The sequence below is a fragment of the Pseudomonas sp. CFBP13509 genome, from assembly GCF_005233485.1.
GTDB lineage: Bacteria > Pseudomonadota > Gammaproteobacteria > Pseudomonadales > Pseudomonadaceae > Aquipseudomonas > Aquipseudomonas marginalis.
The window spans coordinates 217,253-232,841 of sequence record NZ_QGAA01000011.1 but is presented as its reverse complement, the minus strand read 5'-3'; the positions used below and the strand labels follow the sequence as shown (position 1 = coordinate 232,841).

Sequence of the window (15,589 nt, the reverse complement as noted above, 5' to 3'; positions counted from 1 at the left end):
GCTGATCTACCGTCATCGGGAGCAAGCCCCCTCCCACATTCAGACCGAGGCGTGTCAGCCCAGACCTATTTCCACCACTCCAGCATTCAACCGCACCGGCCATACCCGCAAACGCTGGTGCGGTGCCTCCAGGCATTGGCCGTCTTCCAAACGGTAATGCTGCTTATAGATCGGCGCGGCCACCACCAGGTCGCCCTTGATGCTGCCGACCAGCCCGCGTCCGATCACATTCGCGCCGGATTCCGGGTCGTGGTTGTCGATGGCGTACAGCGTCTGGTCCTGGGCGTCGGGCAGGTAGAACAGTGCGACTTGGGCACCGTCCAGCCACACCACGACGCCGGAATTACTCACCAGGTCGGTCTCGTTGCACACGCTTTTCCAGGTGGCAAGGTTGCGCTGCGTGTTGGACTGGCTCATCAGGCAAGCTCCTCGGTGACGGCAATCAGGTTGAGTTCGGCGGCCATGATCGGCCGACGCTGGCCGCGTTCCTGGACAAAGTGGATGTCCGGGTCGGGGCGTTTGTCGTTGACGAAGGTGCGGAAGCGCTTGAGTTTTTCCGGGTCCTTGAGGGCGTTGGCCCACTCGCATTCGTAGCGGTCGACCACCCGTTGCATCTGCGCTTCGAGCTCGGCGCCCAGGCCCAGGCTGTCGTGCAGGATCACGTCCTTGAGGAAATCCAGGCCGCCTTCCAGGCTTTCGCGCCAGACCGAGGTGCGTTGCAATTTGTCGGCGGTGCGGATGTAGAACATCAGGAAGCGGTCGATGTACTGGATCAGCGTGGCGTCATCCAGGTCGGTGGCGAACAGTTCGGCGTGGCGTGGGCGCATGCCGCCGTTGCCGGCGATGTAGAGGTTCCAGCCCTTCTCGGTGGCGATCACGCCCACGTCCTTGCTCTGGGCTTCGGCGCATTCGCGGGTGCAGCCGGATACCGCGAACTTGAGCTTGTGCGGCGAACGCAGGCCCTTGTAGCGGTCCTCGATCAGCAGCGCCATTTTCACGCTGTCCTGCACACCGTAGCGGCACCAGGTGCTGCCCACGCAGGACTTCACCGTGCGCGTGGACTTGCCATAGGCGTGGCCGGTTTCAAACCCGGCCGCGATCAGCTCGGCCCAGATGTCCGGCAACTCGTGCAGTTGCGCGCCAAACAGGTCGATGCGCTGGCCGCCGGTGATCTTGGTGTAGAGGTCGTATTTCTTCGCCACTTCGCCAATCACGATCAACTTGTCGGCGGTGATCTCGCCGCCCGGAATACGCGGCACCACCGAGTAGGTGCCGTTTTTCTGCATGTTGGCCATGAAGGTATCGTTGGTGTCCTGCAACGGCACCAGGGACGCGTCCATGATCGGCTGGTTCCAGCACGAGGCCAGGATCGACCCCACCGCCGGTTTGCACACATCGCAGCCGGTGTGGCCACGGCCGTGCTTGGCCAGCAGTTCTTCAAACGTGAGCACCCCTTCCACGCGCACCAGGGCATACAACTCCTGGCGGGTATAGGCGAAGTGTTCGCACAGGCTTTTGTCGACGCTGACGCCGCGAGCAATCAGCTCGTGCTCGAACACCTGCTTGAGCAAGCCGGCACACCCACCGCAACCGGTGCAGGCCTTGGTCTGCGACTTGAGCAGGCCGAGGTCGCTGCACCCGCCGTCGATGGCCGAGCAGATCGCGCCCTTGTTGACGTTGTGGCACGAGCACACCGTGGCCGAGTCCGGCAAGGCGCCTGGGCCGAGGGTCGGTGCGCCGCTGGACGATGGCAGGATCAGGCTCGCCGGTTCGGCCGGCAGCGCGATGCTGTTCTGCATGTATTGCAGCAAGGTGTCGTAGTAGCTGTTGTCGCCGACCAGCACCGCGCCGATCACGTGTTTGCCGCTCGCATCCACCACCAGGCGTCGATAGCTGGCGCTCGCCTCGTCGATGAACTGGTAGCTGCGCGCACCCGGTGTGTGGGCGTGGGCGTCGCCGATGGAGCCCACGTCCACGCCCAGCAGCTTGAGCTTGGTGGACATGTCGGCGCCGACAAAGGGCTCAGCGCTGTGCTCGCACAACAGCGCGGCGACGCCACGGGCCATTTGGTAACCCGGCGCAACCAGGCCGAACAGGCTGCCGTTCCAGGAGGCGCATTCGCCAATCGCGTAGATATTGGGATCGCAGCTCAAGCACTCGTCGTTGATCACCACGCCGCCGCGCGGGCCAATCTCCAGGCCGGCCTGGCGAGCCAGGGCATCCTGGGCGCGGATCCCGGCGGAGAACACGATCAGGTCGGTCTCCAGGAACTCGTCATTGGCAAAGTTCATGCGGTAGCGGTACTGCTCGCCGGCACTGATCGATTGGGTGGCGCGGGACAGATGCACACCGACGCCCAGCCGCTCGATCTGGGCCTTGAGCGCAAGGCCGCCGAAATCATCCAGTTGCACTGGCATCAGGCGCGGCGCGAATTCCACCACATGGGCTTCCAGGCCCAGGCTTTTCAGGGCGTTGGCGGCTTCCAGGCCGAGCAGGCCACCGCCCACCACCACACCACGGCGCGCATTGGCGGCAGCGGCACGGATGGCGTCGAGGTCTTCGAGGGTGCGATACACCAGGCGCGAGTCGCCTTCGGCGCCCTCGATCGGCGGCACGAACGGATAGGAACCGGTGGCCAGCACCAGCTTGTCGTAGCCCACGCAGCCCTGGGCGGTGATCACTTCACAGCGTTCGCGATCGATCTCCAGCACCGGTACGCCCAGGTGCAGGGTGACACCCGGCGTCTGGTACAACGCGGCGTCCGACAACGCCAGGGACTCGGCATCGCGGCCGGTGAAATACTCGGAAAGATGCACGCGGTCATAGGCACGCATCGGCTCTTCGCTGAACACGTGCAACCGGTAGTGATCCAGCGCGCCGCGTTCGATCAATTGCTCCACGCAATGGTGGCCGACCATGCCATTGCCGACGACGATCAGGGTTTTCATCTGTTTGTTCATAGCAAGCACCCGACAACGTTCATCACGGTTTAAAAAGCAAAAAAAAACGCCTGAAACCTTGCGGTTCCAGGCGCCTTTGCCTGTTCTTATGCGGGATCGGATCGGCGACTGCGCCGGATCTACCGCTTTATGCCCCTGTTGTCGATCGTCGTTGACCGAGGTGGGTTGAGGGGGGAGCTTGCAGGGTCTGTGCCAATTGGTCGCGAGCCTTACTGCGACGCCTTCTAGCGGCACTCATCGAGTCTGAATGCTCACTTCAGCGCCTCCAACTGGTGCATCCCGCGACAAAAAAGTGCATTCCCGGATAAAAATCAAAGGGTCACAGAAGAGCGGGCTTATTGTGGTGAGCGGGCTTGCCCCGCGCTGGGTGGCGAAGCCGCCCCATCACTGCCACAGCTTACTTCCTGTAAGGACTGAGGCGCCTGGGTTTAGGGCTGCTACGCAGCCCAGCGCGGGGCAAGCCCGCTCACCACAGCAAGCCCGCTCACCACAGCAAGCCCACTCACCACAGCAAGCCCACTCACCACAGCAAGCCCACTCACCACTGTAAGCCCACTCACCACAACAAGCTGGCTTGCCACAATTTGCCCATGCTTAAGAAATTGGCGCGTGACTTGCTAGGAACACACACAGAGCAGTCAACGCTGATTGCCCATTCACGACAAAGGCGCCGTGCAATCCCCGTTTCCAACGGAGGGTTGCAGGGCGCTTTTTTGTTGGCGGGCAGAAAAAGTTTCGAGGGTGACGGATGGCAAACCAAAGCGTACGCAGTGTGTGTCCCTATTGTGGTGTGGGCTGCGGCATCATCATGCAGGTCGAGCACAATAAGGTGGTCAAGGTCATCGGTGACAAGGCCCACCCCACCAACTTCGGCCGCCTGTGCACCAAAGGCACCACCTGCGGGCAGGCCATCGCCGAGTCCGGGCGGATGGAAAACGCCTACCTGCGCGAGAAGCGTGACCACGACCCGGTGCGCATCGCCATGGACACCGCCATCAGCGAAACCGCCGGGCGCCTGCGCGGCATCCTCGACAGCCACGGGCCGGATGCCCTGTCCTTTTACGTCTCCGGGCAAATGTCCCTGGAAGCCCAGTACCTGATCAATAAACTGGCCAAGGGCTTTGTGCGCACCAACAACGTCGAGTCCAACTCGCGGCTGTGCATGGCCAGCGCCGGCAGCGGCTACAAGCTTTCCCTCGGTTCCGATGGGCCGCCGGGCTCCTATGAAGACTTCGACCGCGCCGACCTGTTCTTCGTGATCGGCGCCAATATGGCCGACTGTCACCCGATCCTGTTCCTGCGCATGATGGACCGGGTCAAGGCCGGGGCGAAGCTGATCGTGGTCGATCCACGGCGCAGCGCCACCGCCGACAAAGCCGACCTGTACCTGCCGATCAAACCGGGCACCGACCTCGCCCTGCTCAATGGCCTGTTGCACCTGCTGGTCAAGAACGGCCACACCGACCCGGCCTTTATTGCCGCGTTCACCGAGGGCTGGGAGGCCATGCCCGGCTTTCTCGAGGACTACCCGCCGCACACGGTCGCCGAGATCACCGGCCTGGCCGAAGCAGACATCCGCCAGGCTGCCGACTGGATAGGCGCGGCTGCCGAGTGGATGAGCTGCTGGACCATGGGCCTCAACCAAAGCACCCACGGCACCTGGAACACCAACGCCCTGTGCAACCTGCACCTGGCCACCGGCGCCATCTGCCGCCCCGGCAGCGGGCCGTTTTCCCTCACTGGCCAACCCAATGCCATGGGCGGCCGTGAGATGGGCTACATGGGCCCGGGCCTGCCGGGGCAGCGCTCGGTGCTGGTAGAAGCCGACCGCGCATTTATCGAAGACCTCTGGCAGATCCCCCCAGGCAGCCTGCCGCGCCAGGTCGGCGGCGGCACCGTGGCGATGTTCGAGCAGATGAGCGCGGGGCAGATCAAGGCCTGCTGGATCATCTGCACCAACCCGGTGGCCAGCGCGCCCAATCGCCGCAAGGTCATCGAAGGCCTGCAAGCCGCCGAACTGGTGATCACCCAGGACGCCTTCCTCGACACCGAGACCAACCGCTACGCCGACATCCTGCTGCCCGGCGCGCTGTGGGCCGAGGCCGAAGGGGTGATGATCAACTCCGAGCGCAACCTGACCCTGATGCAAAAAGCCGTCGAACCACCGGGCCAGACCTTGCCCGACTGGCAAATCATCGCCAGGGTCGCGTGCGAGATGGGCTTCGCCGACGCCTTCACCTACGCCAGCGCCGCCGAGGTTTTCGACGAGATCAAGCGCGCCTGGAACCCCAAGACCGGCTATGACATTCGCGGCGCCAGCCATGCACGGCTGCGCGAACAACCGCTGCAATGGCCCTGCTCTTCAGAGGCTGGTGCGGAGCGCAACCCGATCCGCTACCTGAATACAGGCACGCTCAGATTCGCCACCGAAAATGGCAAAGGCCAGTTCCTCGCGCGCCCGCATAGGCCGCCGGCGGAGATGCCCGACGCTGCCTTCCCGTTCGTACTCAACACCGGCCGTTTGCAACACCAGTGGCACACCCTGACCAAGACCGGCAAGGTCGCCACGCTGAACAAACTCAACCCCGGCCCCTTCGTCGAACTGCACCCTGAAGACGCCGCCAGCCTCGGCATCAAGGACAAGGACCGCGTGGAAGTGCGCTCCCAGCGCGGGCGTGCCGTGCTGCCTGCGGTGGTCACCGACCGCGTGCGCCCGGGCAATTGTTTTGCGCCCTTCCACTGGAACGATGTGTTTGGCGAACACCTGGCGATCAACGCGGTGACCAACGACGCGGTCGATCCGATTTCCCTGCAGCCCGAGTTCAAGTTCTGTGCCGTGGCCTTGGCCCGAGTCGAGTTGATCGATCATCAGTTTCTCGATAGGCCGGCCACCAATGACCTTTCCCCCTTAGCAGAGGACCTCGCCATGTCGCGCCTCGACGCCTTCGCCGATATTGCCGGCATCCGCAACGTGCCGGCCCCCTCATTGAGCGACAGCGAACGCACTTACCTCGCAGGTTTCCTCAGCGGCCTGCGCTCCGACGCCGGGCGCCAGGCAGCCGGTGTACCGGTGATGCCAAGCCATGCGCCGCTGGCCAGGGACACCCGACTGTGGCTCGACGGTTTGCTCGGCGGGCTGTTCAGCCGTGCAGAAGCCAGCGCCGTCGCAGCACCGCCCTCCCCGGCCGTTACCCTGTTATGGGCCTCGCAGACCGGTAACGCCGAAGCCCTCGCCGAGCGATTCGCCAAGCGCTTGCGCGACGCCGGTATCAGCGTCGAGCTCAGCGCGATGGCGGATTTCCCGGCCAGCAAACTGGCGAGCACACAAAACCTGGCGCTGATCAGCAGCACCTTCGGCGACGGCGACCCGCCGGACAACGGCGAAGGCTTCTGGCACAGCCTCAGCACCGCCGAGATGCGCCTGGAGTCGCTGCGTTTTGCGGTACTGGCCCTGGGCGATCCGAATTACGACCAGTTTTGCAAGCACGGCCAGCGACTCGACCAGCGCTTGCTGGAGTTGGGCGCCACCCGCCTGCTTGAACGTGTCGACTGCGACACCGAATTCGAAGAGCGCGCCGATGCGTGGCTGGCCCGATTCCAACAGACCCTCCACCCGGCAAAGCCCGTAGCCCCGGTAACGCCCGCCACACCCGCAGGCAAAACCAAACTGCATGGCTCACGGCTGCTGCTCAACCGGCACCTGAACCCGCAGAGCACCCACAAGGAAACCCGCCAGTTCGCCTTGGACCTGACCGACTCCGGGCTGAGTTATGAAGCCGGTGATGCCCTGGGCGTCATGCCGCGCAACTGCCCGGAATTGGTCAGCGAACTGCTCGACCTGACGCGCCTGGATCCCGCTGCCAGCGTGAACATCGACACCTTCGGCGATGTACCGCTGCACCAGGCACTGACCCAGCGTTTCGAAATTGCCCGGCCCAGCAGCGACACCCTGGCCTTTATCGCCGAGCGCAGTGCCAACCCAGGCCTTAAGCGCCTGCTGAGCCCCGAGCACAAGACCGAACTGCAGGCTTGGCTGTGGGGCCGGCAACTGGTGGATGTGTTGCACGAATACCCCATCGATTGCTCGGCGGACGAACTGCTCGGCACCCTCAAGCGCCTGCAACCACGTTTGTATTCAATCGCCTCCAGCGCCAAGGCCTACCCGCAGGAAGTGCACCTCACCGTGGCCGCCGTGCGCTATGGCAAGCGCAAGGGCGTATCCTCGACCTTCCTCGCCGACCGCGCCGCAGACAGCGAGGTGCCGTTGTTCGTGCAGCCGTCCAAGCACTTCCGCACACCGGCCGACGGCGACGTGCCGATGATCATGATCGGCCCCGGCACCGGTGTGGCGCCGTTCCGCGCGTTTTTGCAGGAACGTCGGGCCCAGGGACACCAGGGCCGCAACTGGCTGTTCTTCGGCGAGCAGCACGCGGCCAGCGACTTCTATTATCAGAATGAACTGCAAGGCATGCAGCGCGACGGCCTGCTCACCCACCTGAGCCTGGCGTTCTCCCGTGACCAGGCGCAAAAGATCTACGTACAGGACCGCCTCCACGAACAGGGGGCCGAGCTGTGGCACTGGTTGCAGGACGGCGCCAAGCTGTATATCTGCGGGGACGCCAGCCATATGGCCAAGGACGTCGACCAGGCATTGCGCCAGGTCGCGCAAACCCACGGCGGGCTTGGTGTTGAGGGCGCCGTGGAGTACTGGCGCCAGTTGAGCGAACAGAAGCGCTATCTGCGTGATGTCTACTGATTGGATACAGAACAATAAGCACTTTGTATTGTGTACAAAAAACCCTAAAGATTTGCCGGTATCAGGCCGAAACAGCGGTGATAGCAAATCGCCGCGCTCTTTTTCCGGAACGAGACGGTTTGACCGCCCCCTACGCTGATGGTCGTCTCGATGAAAATAAAAAATAAGCTGGTGCTGGCTTTTGTCTCGGTCGCGTTTATCCCGGTAAGCCTGGTGGCGGTCATCTCCGTGATGAACACACGGACCCAGGCCGTTGACCAGTTTATCGATGGCAGCACCCGGGAAATCCGCCAGATCGATGGCAATATCCGCCAGTTCTTCGACGGCACGCAGCAGAACGTCGATCAAATGGCCATGGATCCTGTGTACACCTCCGTGGAAACGCTGAAGAACTACCAGCCCGCCGACGCCGCCAGCCAACCGATGCCAGCAGCGGCACAAGCGGTCATCGAGCGCTTTGCGCGCTTTGGCGCCACGCACCCGGCAGCCGCCATCCTCTCCATCGGCCTGGAAGACGGTACCTACGCCAAATGGCCGGATGACCCGCAGCTGGCCAAGTACGACCCACGCACGCGCCCCTGGTACAAGGCCGCGATGGCCAGCCCCGGCAAGACCGTGCGCACGCCGGCTTACTACTACGACAAAGACGATGTGGCGCTGGTGGGCACTGCCCGGGCGTTGCTGGATAACGCCGGCAAAGCCAAGGGCGTGTTCGTGGTCAGCGTGTCGCTGAAGAACCTCACCGAACTGGTCAAGAGCATCAAGCTCGGCGAAAGCGGCTACGTGATGCTGATCGAAGACGGCGTGGTGCTGGTCGACCCGCGCGACGCCGCTCACAGTTTCAAGCCGCTCAAGGACCTGGGTGCCGCCTATGCGCACCTGGCCGAGACGTCCCAGGGTTCTACCGAGGTGGAAATCAACGGCGTGCGCTACATGGCCAACGTGTGGACCTCTCCCGGCCTGGGCTGGCGCTATATCGGCCTGATCGAACACCGCGAAGTCATGGCCGAAGCCACGCGTATGACCTACCTCACCGCCGTCATCGTCGGCGTGCTGGTGCTGATCTTCGGTGTGCTCGCAGCGGCGTTTTCCAAAGTGATCGTCAAGCCCATCGGCCAGGTCAGTACCGGTTTGCAGTCGATTGCCGAGGGTGAAGGCGACCTGCGCCACGAACTGCAGGTGCAGGGCAAGGATGAAACCGCCGAACTCGCCGGCTGGTTCAACAAGTTCCTCGCCGCCATCCGCCAGTTGATCCAGCACATCGGCGCGGCGTCGGCCAATTTGCACAACGCCTCCAAGGTCAACAGCGAAGTGGCGCACAACATGAACGAAGCCGCAGGGCGCCAGCGCGAGGCTGTGGAACTGGTGTCCACCGCGTTCAACGAAATGGTCGCCACCGCCAACGAAGTCGCCCGCTCCTGCAGCAGTGCGGCAGAGTCGGCGGAGAACGGCCATCGCCGGGTGGCCGAGGGCAAGCAGCAGATCGAAGTCACCACCGATAACGTCAACCGCCTGGGCCGCCGCCTGACCGAATCGTCCGACGCCATGGTCGAACTCGAAGCCGGCAGCCGCAGCATCAACCAGATCATCGGCACCATTCGCGCGATTGCCGAACAGACCAACCTGCTGGCACTCAATGCCGCCATCGAGGCCGCCCGTGCCGGCGACCAGGGCCGTGGTTTTGCGGTGGTCGCCGACGAGGTGCGCGCGTTGGCCAAGCGCACCTCCGACTCCACCGGCGAGATCGAGCACCTGCTCGGCACCCTGGAAAACAAGACCCAGGAAGTCACGCAAAAAATGGGCAGTTGCCTGGACCTGTCACGGGCCAGTGTGTCGTCCATCGAAAGCGCGCGCGACAGCTTTGAAGGCATCCAGCTGTCGGTCAACGAGATCCGCGACCAGAACCTGCAAATCTCCGCCGCCGCCGAGGAGCAACACAGTGTGGCCGAAGAGATCAACCGGCATATCCAGCAGATCTACGACGAGGCGCGCCTGGTGGAAAGCCTGGCCAACTCGGCGCAGGACGACTCGGGGCGCCTGTCAAATCTGTCGGATGAGTTGAATGGTTTGGTGGGGCGCTTCAAGTCCTGATGATTGTCGCCAACTGATCATCCGCCTCCCCCCGTAGCAGCTGCCGAGCGCAAGCGAGGCTGCGTCGGACGCACTGCCGATTCAAGCCCGAGCCGCGACCGACGCAGCCTCGCCAAAGCTCGACAGCTGCTACGAATGCCAACCCCATCAAGGCCCCCCCCGTAGCAGCTGCCGAGCGCAAGCGAGGCTGCGTCGGACGCACTGCCGATTCAAGCCCGAGCCGCGACCGACGCAGCCTCGCCAAGGCTCGACAGCTGCTACGAATACCNCCGAGCCGCGACCGACGCAGCCTCGCCAAGGCTCGACAGCTGCTACGAATACCAACCCCTCAAGGCCTCACCCCCGTAGCAGCTGCCGAGCGCAAGCGAGGCTGCGTCGGACGCACTGCCGATTCAAGCCCGAGCCGCGACCGACGCAGCCTCGCCAAGGCTCGACAGCTGCTACGAATGCCAACCCCATCAAGGCCTCCCCCCCCGTAGCAGCTGCCGAGCGCAAGCGAGGCTGCGTCAGGCGCGCTGCCGATTCAAGCTCGAGCCGCGACCGACGCAGCCTCGCCGGGGCTCGACAGCTGCTAGGGGGTTTTACGCGGTGCTGGATAAGACGGTATCTACGATGGGTGAAGCCATCCAATCCAGAAAAGCTCGAAGCCGCGTGGTGAAGTTTTCCATCGTGGCGCCAGGGTTCCTGGCCTCAAAGAGAAAGAACGCAAGGTGAGTGACCCGCTGCGGATACCCCCGGACGAACATCGCCACATGCTCTTCGAGGGTGCGCGGCCATGTCGACGCATCTTCCGAAAGCAATACATGGGTGGACCTGATCAGCTTGCGTGAAGCCTCGCGCTGCAAGCTAAGGCGCTGCGTTTCGGTGTCGGCGCACGCGATGCGCGTGAGGTACGCGCTCAATACGGCGTGAAAATCACCATTTACCGCCAGCGCGATGTCACGGGATGGCCGAAACCGTTCGAAATGCACTGACAGATCATTGCCCCACAGGCAGCGGCACTGGTGTTTGAGCCAGAAGCCCCACCCGTTGCGGTTTTCCGCCGCCAGTACTTGCGCGCGGTGGCCGATATCGAAATCCACCTTGGTGACAAGGGGATGCCGCTGCTCCAGTGCACAGCGGACTGCCTCCAGTCGGGCCAATAGCTCCGCCGTTGCCGGCTCGCGCAGCACCAGGGTGAGGTCGAGGTCGGAAACACCGGGAATGGCGTCGCCCCTTGCGACACTGCCGTAGAGATAGAGGCCGTCCAGGCCCAGGTCGTCCCTCGAGAGCGACGCGCAGACGTCCGCCAGCAACGGTTGGTATTCACGCTGCACGGGGGTGTCGGGGACGGTGAGGATAAAACCGTCCGCGTCGATGCCCGCAGAAGGCGTACTCATGGGCGATGCACCTCGATCACCAGCCCTTCCGCCTCGCTCGGCACGCAGAAATGCCGGGTGATCAAGTCGAACTCGGCATCCGTCGCCGCGAAATCATGATCGCCCCGGGCATTGCGCGCATGCAGCCTTGCGCGGCAGGTGGCGTCGTCCAGCTCGAGGTAATGCAGGCGGTGCGGCACCTTGGCGGCCTGCGCCAACCCCAGCAGCCATTCGCGATTGGCCAGGGTATTGGCGGGAAAATCCAGCACCACATTGACGCCGGATTCAAGCAGGTTGATCACCAACGGGCCCAACACCCCGCGAATACGCTGGGCACAGCGCAGGTAGTCGGCGATCGAGAGGATTTCACCGGGGTACAACTGGGCGAGCCAGGTGTCTTCGCTGAGCAGGATGGCGGCGTGTTCGGCCACCAGGGTCTTGGCCAGTGTTGACTTGCCCGAGGCGATCTTGCCGCACAGCAGGTGCAGGGTTGGCATGGGGACGGCTCCTTATGTGAAGCCCTGAGCATGCCAGCTTTCAGGCTGTTCTTAATATTTCGACACGAATTATGCTGAACTATCTGATACGTAAGGCGTTCATTTTCTATGCGCAGCCCCGACCAGGGGCGTTGTACAACAAGGAGCCGCCTTACCATGACAACCCTTCCCGCCTACCGATACACGCCGGGGCCGCTGCATGCGACCTTGCTGGCCGGCACCGTGCCGCTGTTTCTGGGTGCCTTGCTCAGCGACATTGCCTACACCCAGACCTACCAGATTCAATGGGCCAACTTTGCGTCCTGGTTGATTGCCGGTGCTCTGGTGTTCTGTGGGCTCGCGTTCCTGTTTGCGCTGGTCAACCTGCTTCGCGCCGAGCGCAAGGCGGGGCAACCCACGCGGTATGTCCTGCTGCTGTTAGCCACCTGGGTATTAGGGCTGGTCAATGCCTTTCAACATGCCAAGGATGCCTACGCCTCAATGCCTGCCGGGCTGATCATGTCGGCCGTCGTCTTGCTGCTGACACTGGCGGCCACCTGGACCGGCCTGCGCTCGGGAGGTGCCAAATGAAAACGTCCCACACACTGAGCGTATTGAGCGCCGCGCTGTTGCTGAGCGCCTGCGGCGGCGAAGGCGACAAGACCCAGGCCCGTGGCCCCGACCCCACGTTGCCGGAGCAACAAAGCAGCCTGTTGCCGAGCATGAAGATCGCCGAGCCCACCCCCTGGGGCGATCAGAAACCCCAGGTACCCGAGGGCTACAGCATCACGGCCATCGCCACCGACCTGGCCATCCCGCGCCAGACCCTGGTGCTGCCCAACGGTGACATCCTGATCGCCGAAGGCCGTGGCGGCAGTGCGGCCAAGCTCAAGCCCAAGGATGTGATCGCCAGCGTGATCAAGGCCCAGGGCAACACCAAGGTAAAAGGCGGCAACCGCCTGACGCTGCTGCGCGATGCCGACGGTGACGGCACCTATGAGTTGAAGACGGTGTTCGCCGACAACCTCAACGCGCCCTATGGCCTGGCGTTTGCCGATGGCAAGCTCTACGTGGCCAACCAGGATGCGCTGGTGCGCTTCGACTACACCGATGGCCAGACCAAGGCCAGCGGCGCACCGGTGAAAGTCACCGACCTGCCGGCGCAGATCAACCATCACTGGACCAAGTCCCTGGCGGTGAGTGCCGATGGACGCCAGTTGTATGTGGGGATCGGCTCCAACAGCAACGTGACCGAACGTGGCATGGAAGTGGAAATCGACCGCGCCATGGTCTGGCAGATCGACGCCGCCACCGGCGCACACAAGCCCTATGCCACTGGCCTGCGCAACCCGACGGCGCTGACCATCCAACCCGACTCCGGGCAACTGTGGACGGTGGTCAACGAACGCGACGAACTCGGCCCCGACCTGGTGCCCGACTACCTGACGTCGGTGAAAGAAGGCGCGTTCTACGGCTGGCCCTACAGCTATTGGGGCCAGAACGTCGACCCGCGCGCGCAACCGCAGAACCCGGCCAAAGTCGCCGCCGCGATCAAGCCCGACTACAGCCTGGGCTCCCACGTGGCCGCACTCGGCGTGGACTTTTCCATCCCGGCCATGGGCGAGCAATTTGCCGACGGCGTATTCGTCGGCGAGCACGGCAGCTGGAACCGCGACAAGCCGGTGGGCTACAAGGTGATCTTCGTGCCGTTCAGTAATGGCAAGCCATCGGGTGAGCCGATTGATTTCGCCACCGGCTTTCGCGGTGACGACGGCAAGACCCGTGGGCGCCCGGTGGGGGTGACGGTGGACCCGAAAGGCGCGCTGATCATCGCCGACGACCTGGCCAATACCGTGTGGCGGGTGACGCGCAAGCCATAGCGGCATATGACAGGGGCGGCGGCGCCCCTGTCAGCCTTCATCCTGCAATTGCGCCTCCAGCCAGTCGAGCAACGCCACGACCTCGGCCCGGCTGCCCTCTCCCTGCTGCCGGTAAATCGATAGCGCCTGGGGCAAATGCACACTCTCGACACAGGGCCTTACCAGCGCCCCGCTGTCAATCAACCGGCTCGCCGTACGCCGCCAGCCCATGGCGATCCCATGCCCTTCCACCGCCGCCTGCAACATCAGCGGGTAGCTATCGAAGGTCGCACCGCGCACCTCCCCGCTCAAGGCCTGGCCGAACACCTGCAACCAGCTGTCCCACTCCATCAAGTGCGGAGGATGGGAGCTGTGGTGCAACAAGGTGCGCGACTGCAACCCGGCGAGCGACAGCGGTGGTTTGCTGTCCAGATAGCCGGGGCTGCACACCGGGAACACTTCGTCGGCGGCGGTGAACATCAGCGGATGGCTGCCACTCGCGCGCCCGGTACTTTGCAAGGCCACGTCGAAGTGACTGGTGAACTCCGTCAGGGGGCGGGTGGAGGTCACCACCTGGATTTCGATGTGCGGGTATTGCTGGTGGAACGTCGACAAGCGCGGCATCAGCCAATAAAACGCTTCGCACAACTGACACAGCAACACCACGCGATGACTGTGGGGTGACCCCCGCAGGCTGGTGGCACTCTCACTGATGCTGCGCAGCGCTTCGCCGACCACCCGGCCCAGTTCCCGCCCCTCTTGGGTGAGGAACACCGCCCGGTTGCGCCGACTGAACAGCTTCACCCCCAGGTTGTCTTCCAGCCCGCGAATCTGGCGGCTGATGGCAGCCTGGGTGATGTGCAGCTCATCGGCCGCCTTGGAGAAACTGCCCAGGCGTGCCGCCGCTTCAAACGGCAACAGGCTGGCCAGGGGCGGCAGGGTCTTGCCAAGTGTATTCATAATCTGAGGTTATACATCCACGGCCGAGAACTCGTTTGTAGCACACCCGCATGACTGGGCACCATGGATCCATTACCTCAATGGATGCCCCGGATGAACGCTGCACAGACCTCCATAGCCGTCGGCGTGCTGCTCGCGGTTGTTGCGACATTGGGCTGGGCGTTGAACTTCATCGCGCCTTACGTCACCGGCGACTACAGCCTCTGTGACTTGATGGCTGTGCGATTTCTGATCGCCGGCACATTGGGTGTCATGGGGGTGATCCTATGCCGGGCACAGTTGCACTTGCTCGGGCCCGGCCAGGGATGCCTCGCCGCAGCACTCGGGGCGTTGGGGTGCCTGGGCTACGGCGCGTGCATCGCCGCCGGCGTGATGTTCGGCGGGCCGGTCATGACCCCGGCGTTTATCGGCACGGTGCCGGTGTTGTTGGCCCTGGTGGGTAACGCCAGCACGAGGACAGTCCCGTGGCGCCGCCTGGCAACCCCTTTGTCATGCCTGACGGTGGGCCTCTTGCTGTCGAACATCAGCAGCTTTCATCAACCTTCATTGGACACAAGCGCCTGGTGGGCAGGGCTGTTTTTTTCCCTGAGTGCAGTTGCTCTCTGGTTGTGGTTCAGCGTGATCAACCAAAGGCAACTGACACACCTTGCGGCGCAGGCAACCGGTCTCTGGACCGCACTCATGATGGTGGGCAGCGGTGTCGCCACCCTGTGCCTGCTACCGTTCATCCATGGGCTTGGCATGTTCAAGCTGCCGATGCTCGGCTTCGGCCTTTCCCAGGCTGGCCCGCTCTATGCCTGGAGCCTGGTGATCGCGGTGATGTCCACCATGGTCGGCGCCTGGGCCTGGAACGCCGCGACCCGACGCCTGCCGATGGTACTGAGCGGCCAATTGATCGCCCTCGAATCCCTCTTCGCCACCCTGCTCGGCCTGGGGTTTCACGGGCGCTGGCCCACACTCATGGAAGCCGTGGGACTGGTTGCGGTGCTGATCGGCGTGGCCATGGCGATTCGAATCATATTGACGAGCCCACAGGCGACGGCCAAGCCTGGGATGACCATGACCGGCGATCATAGCCGTTGACATGCTTGCCTGAAGCAACAATATAATTGACTAAGGCAACCATTCA

10 protein-coding genes and 1 pseudogene are annotated in these 15,589 nt (G+C 63.5%); 6 read left to right on the top strand and 5 right to left on the bottom strand.

All coding sequences use genetic code 11. From position 1 onward, the window contains the following. Positions 1–54: 54 nt before the first annotated feature. Both nirD and nirB read right to left on the bottom strand, forming a co-directional pair. Positions 55–417, bottom strand: coding sequence for a nitrite reductase small subunit NirD (nirD, locus tag PspCFBP13509_RS19785; RefSeq protein WP_137212561.1), 363 nt, complete (start codon positions 415–417; stop codon positions 55–57). Then, positions 417–2,960: a nitrite reductase large subunit NirB gene (nirB, locus tag PspCFBP13509_RS19780; protein ID WP_065928061.1), complete on the bottom strand. Its 2,544-nt coding sequence runs from the start codon at positions 2,958–2,960 to the stop codon at positions 417–419. The genes nirD and nirB overlap by 1 nt, the downstream gene beginning before the upstream one ends. A gap of 748 nt (positions 2,961–3,708) precedes the next feature. Here nirB and PspCFBP13509_RS19775 point away from each other — a divergent pair. The 3 genes and pseudogenes from PspCFBP13509_RS19775 (at position 3,709) to PspCFBP13509_RS32210 (ending at position 9,807) form a co-directional block, all read left to right on the top strand. Further along, a complete protein-coding gene (locus PspCFBP13509_RS19775) occupies positions 3,709–7,716 on the top strand; it encodes a bifunctional nitrate reductase/sulfite reductase flavoprotein subunit alpha (protein WP_137212560.1) in 4,008 nt (1,335 codons plus the stop codon). Positions 7,717–7,854: 138 nt separating this feature from the next. Continuing rightward, positions 7,855–8,904, top strand: a pseudogene (locus PspCFBP13509_RS32215) (cache domain-containing protein); the annotation flags it as partial. A gap of 135 nt (positions 8,905–9,039) precedes the next feature. Continuing rightward, positions 9,040–9,807, top strand: a complete 768-nt coding sequence (locus PspCFBP13509_RS32210; protein WP_370737674.1) for a methyl-accepting chemotaxis protein — start codon at positions 9,040–9,042, stop codon at positions 9,805–9,807. 581 nt (positions 9,808–10,388) lie between these two features. Here PspCFBP13509_RS32210 and PspCFBP13509_RS19765 read toward each other — a convergent pair. Both PspCFBP13509_RS19765 and PspCFBP13509_RS19760 read right to left on the bottom strand, forming a co-directional pair. Further along, the gene (locus tag PspCFBP13509_RS19765) at positions 10,389–11,186 is read right to left on the bottom strand and encodes a nucleotidyltransferase domain-containing protein (RefSeq protein WP_065948262.1); all 798 of its coding nucleotides are present in this window, start codon (positions 11,184–11,186) and stop codon (positions 10,389–10,391) included. Next, entirely contained in the window at positions 11,183–11,662 is a 480-nt protein-coding gene (locus PspCFBP13509_RS19760) for an AAA family ATPase (protein ID WP_027608492.1), read from the bottom strand. The genes PspCFBP13509_RS19765 and PspCFBP13509_RS19760 overlap by 4 nt, the downstream gene beginning before the upstream one ends. Positions 11,663–11,818: 156 nt before the next feature. Here PspCFBP13509_RS19760 and PspCFBP13509_RS19755 point away from each other — a divergent pair, with 156 nt between their 5' ends. Both PspCFBP13509_RS19755 and PspCFBP13509_RS19750 read left to right on the top strand, forming a co-directional pair. Further along, on the top strand, positions 11,819–12,232 hold the full coding sequence (locus PspCFBP13509_RS19755; RefSeq protein ID WP_065928058.1) for a DUF2231 domain-containing protein: 414 nt from the start codon (positions 11,819–11,821) through the stop codon (positions 12,230–12,232). After that, complete coding sequence (locus tag PspCFBP13509_RS19750; RefSeq protein ID WP_065948261.1) at positions 12,229–13,521, top strand: PQQ-dependent sugar dehydrogenase; 1,293 nt, start codon at positions 12,229–12,231, stop codon at positions 13,519–13,521. Before PspCFBP13509_RS19755 ends, PspCFBP13509_RS19750 begins: the two co-directional genes overlap by 4 nt. A 30-nt stretch (positions 13,522–13,551) precedes the next feature. On the opposite strand, the gene PspCFBP13509_RS19745 is transcribed toward PspCFBP13509_RS19750, so the two are convergent. Next, positions 13,552–14,460: a LysR substrate-binding domain-containing protein gene (locus tag PspCFBP13509_RS19745; RefSeq protein ID WP_065928056.1), complete on the bottom strand. Its 909-nt coding sequence runs from the start codon at positions 14,458–14,460 to the stop codon at positions 13,552–13,554. 93 nt (positions 14,461–14,553) lie between these two features. Here PspCFBP13509_RS19745 and PspCFBP13509_RS19740 point away from each other — a divergent pair, with 93 nt between their 5' ends. Further along, positions 14,554–15,543, top strand: a complete 990-nt coding sequence (locus tag PspCFBP13509_RS19740) for a DMT family transporter (protein WP_137212558.1) — start codon at positions 14,554–14,556, stop codon at positions 15,541–15,543. Positions 15,544–15,589: the final 46 nt, after the last annotated feature.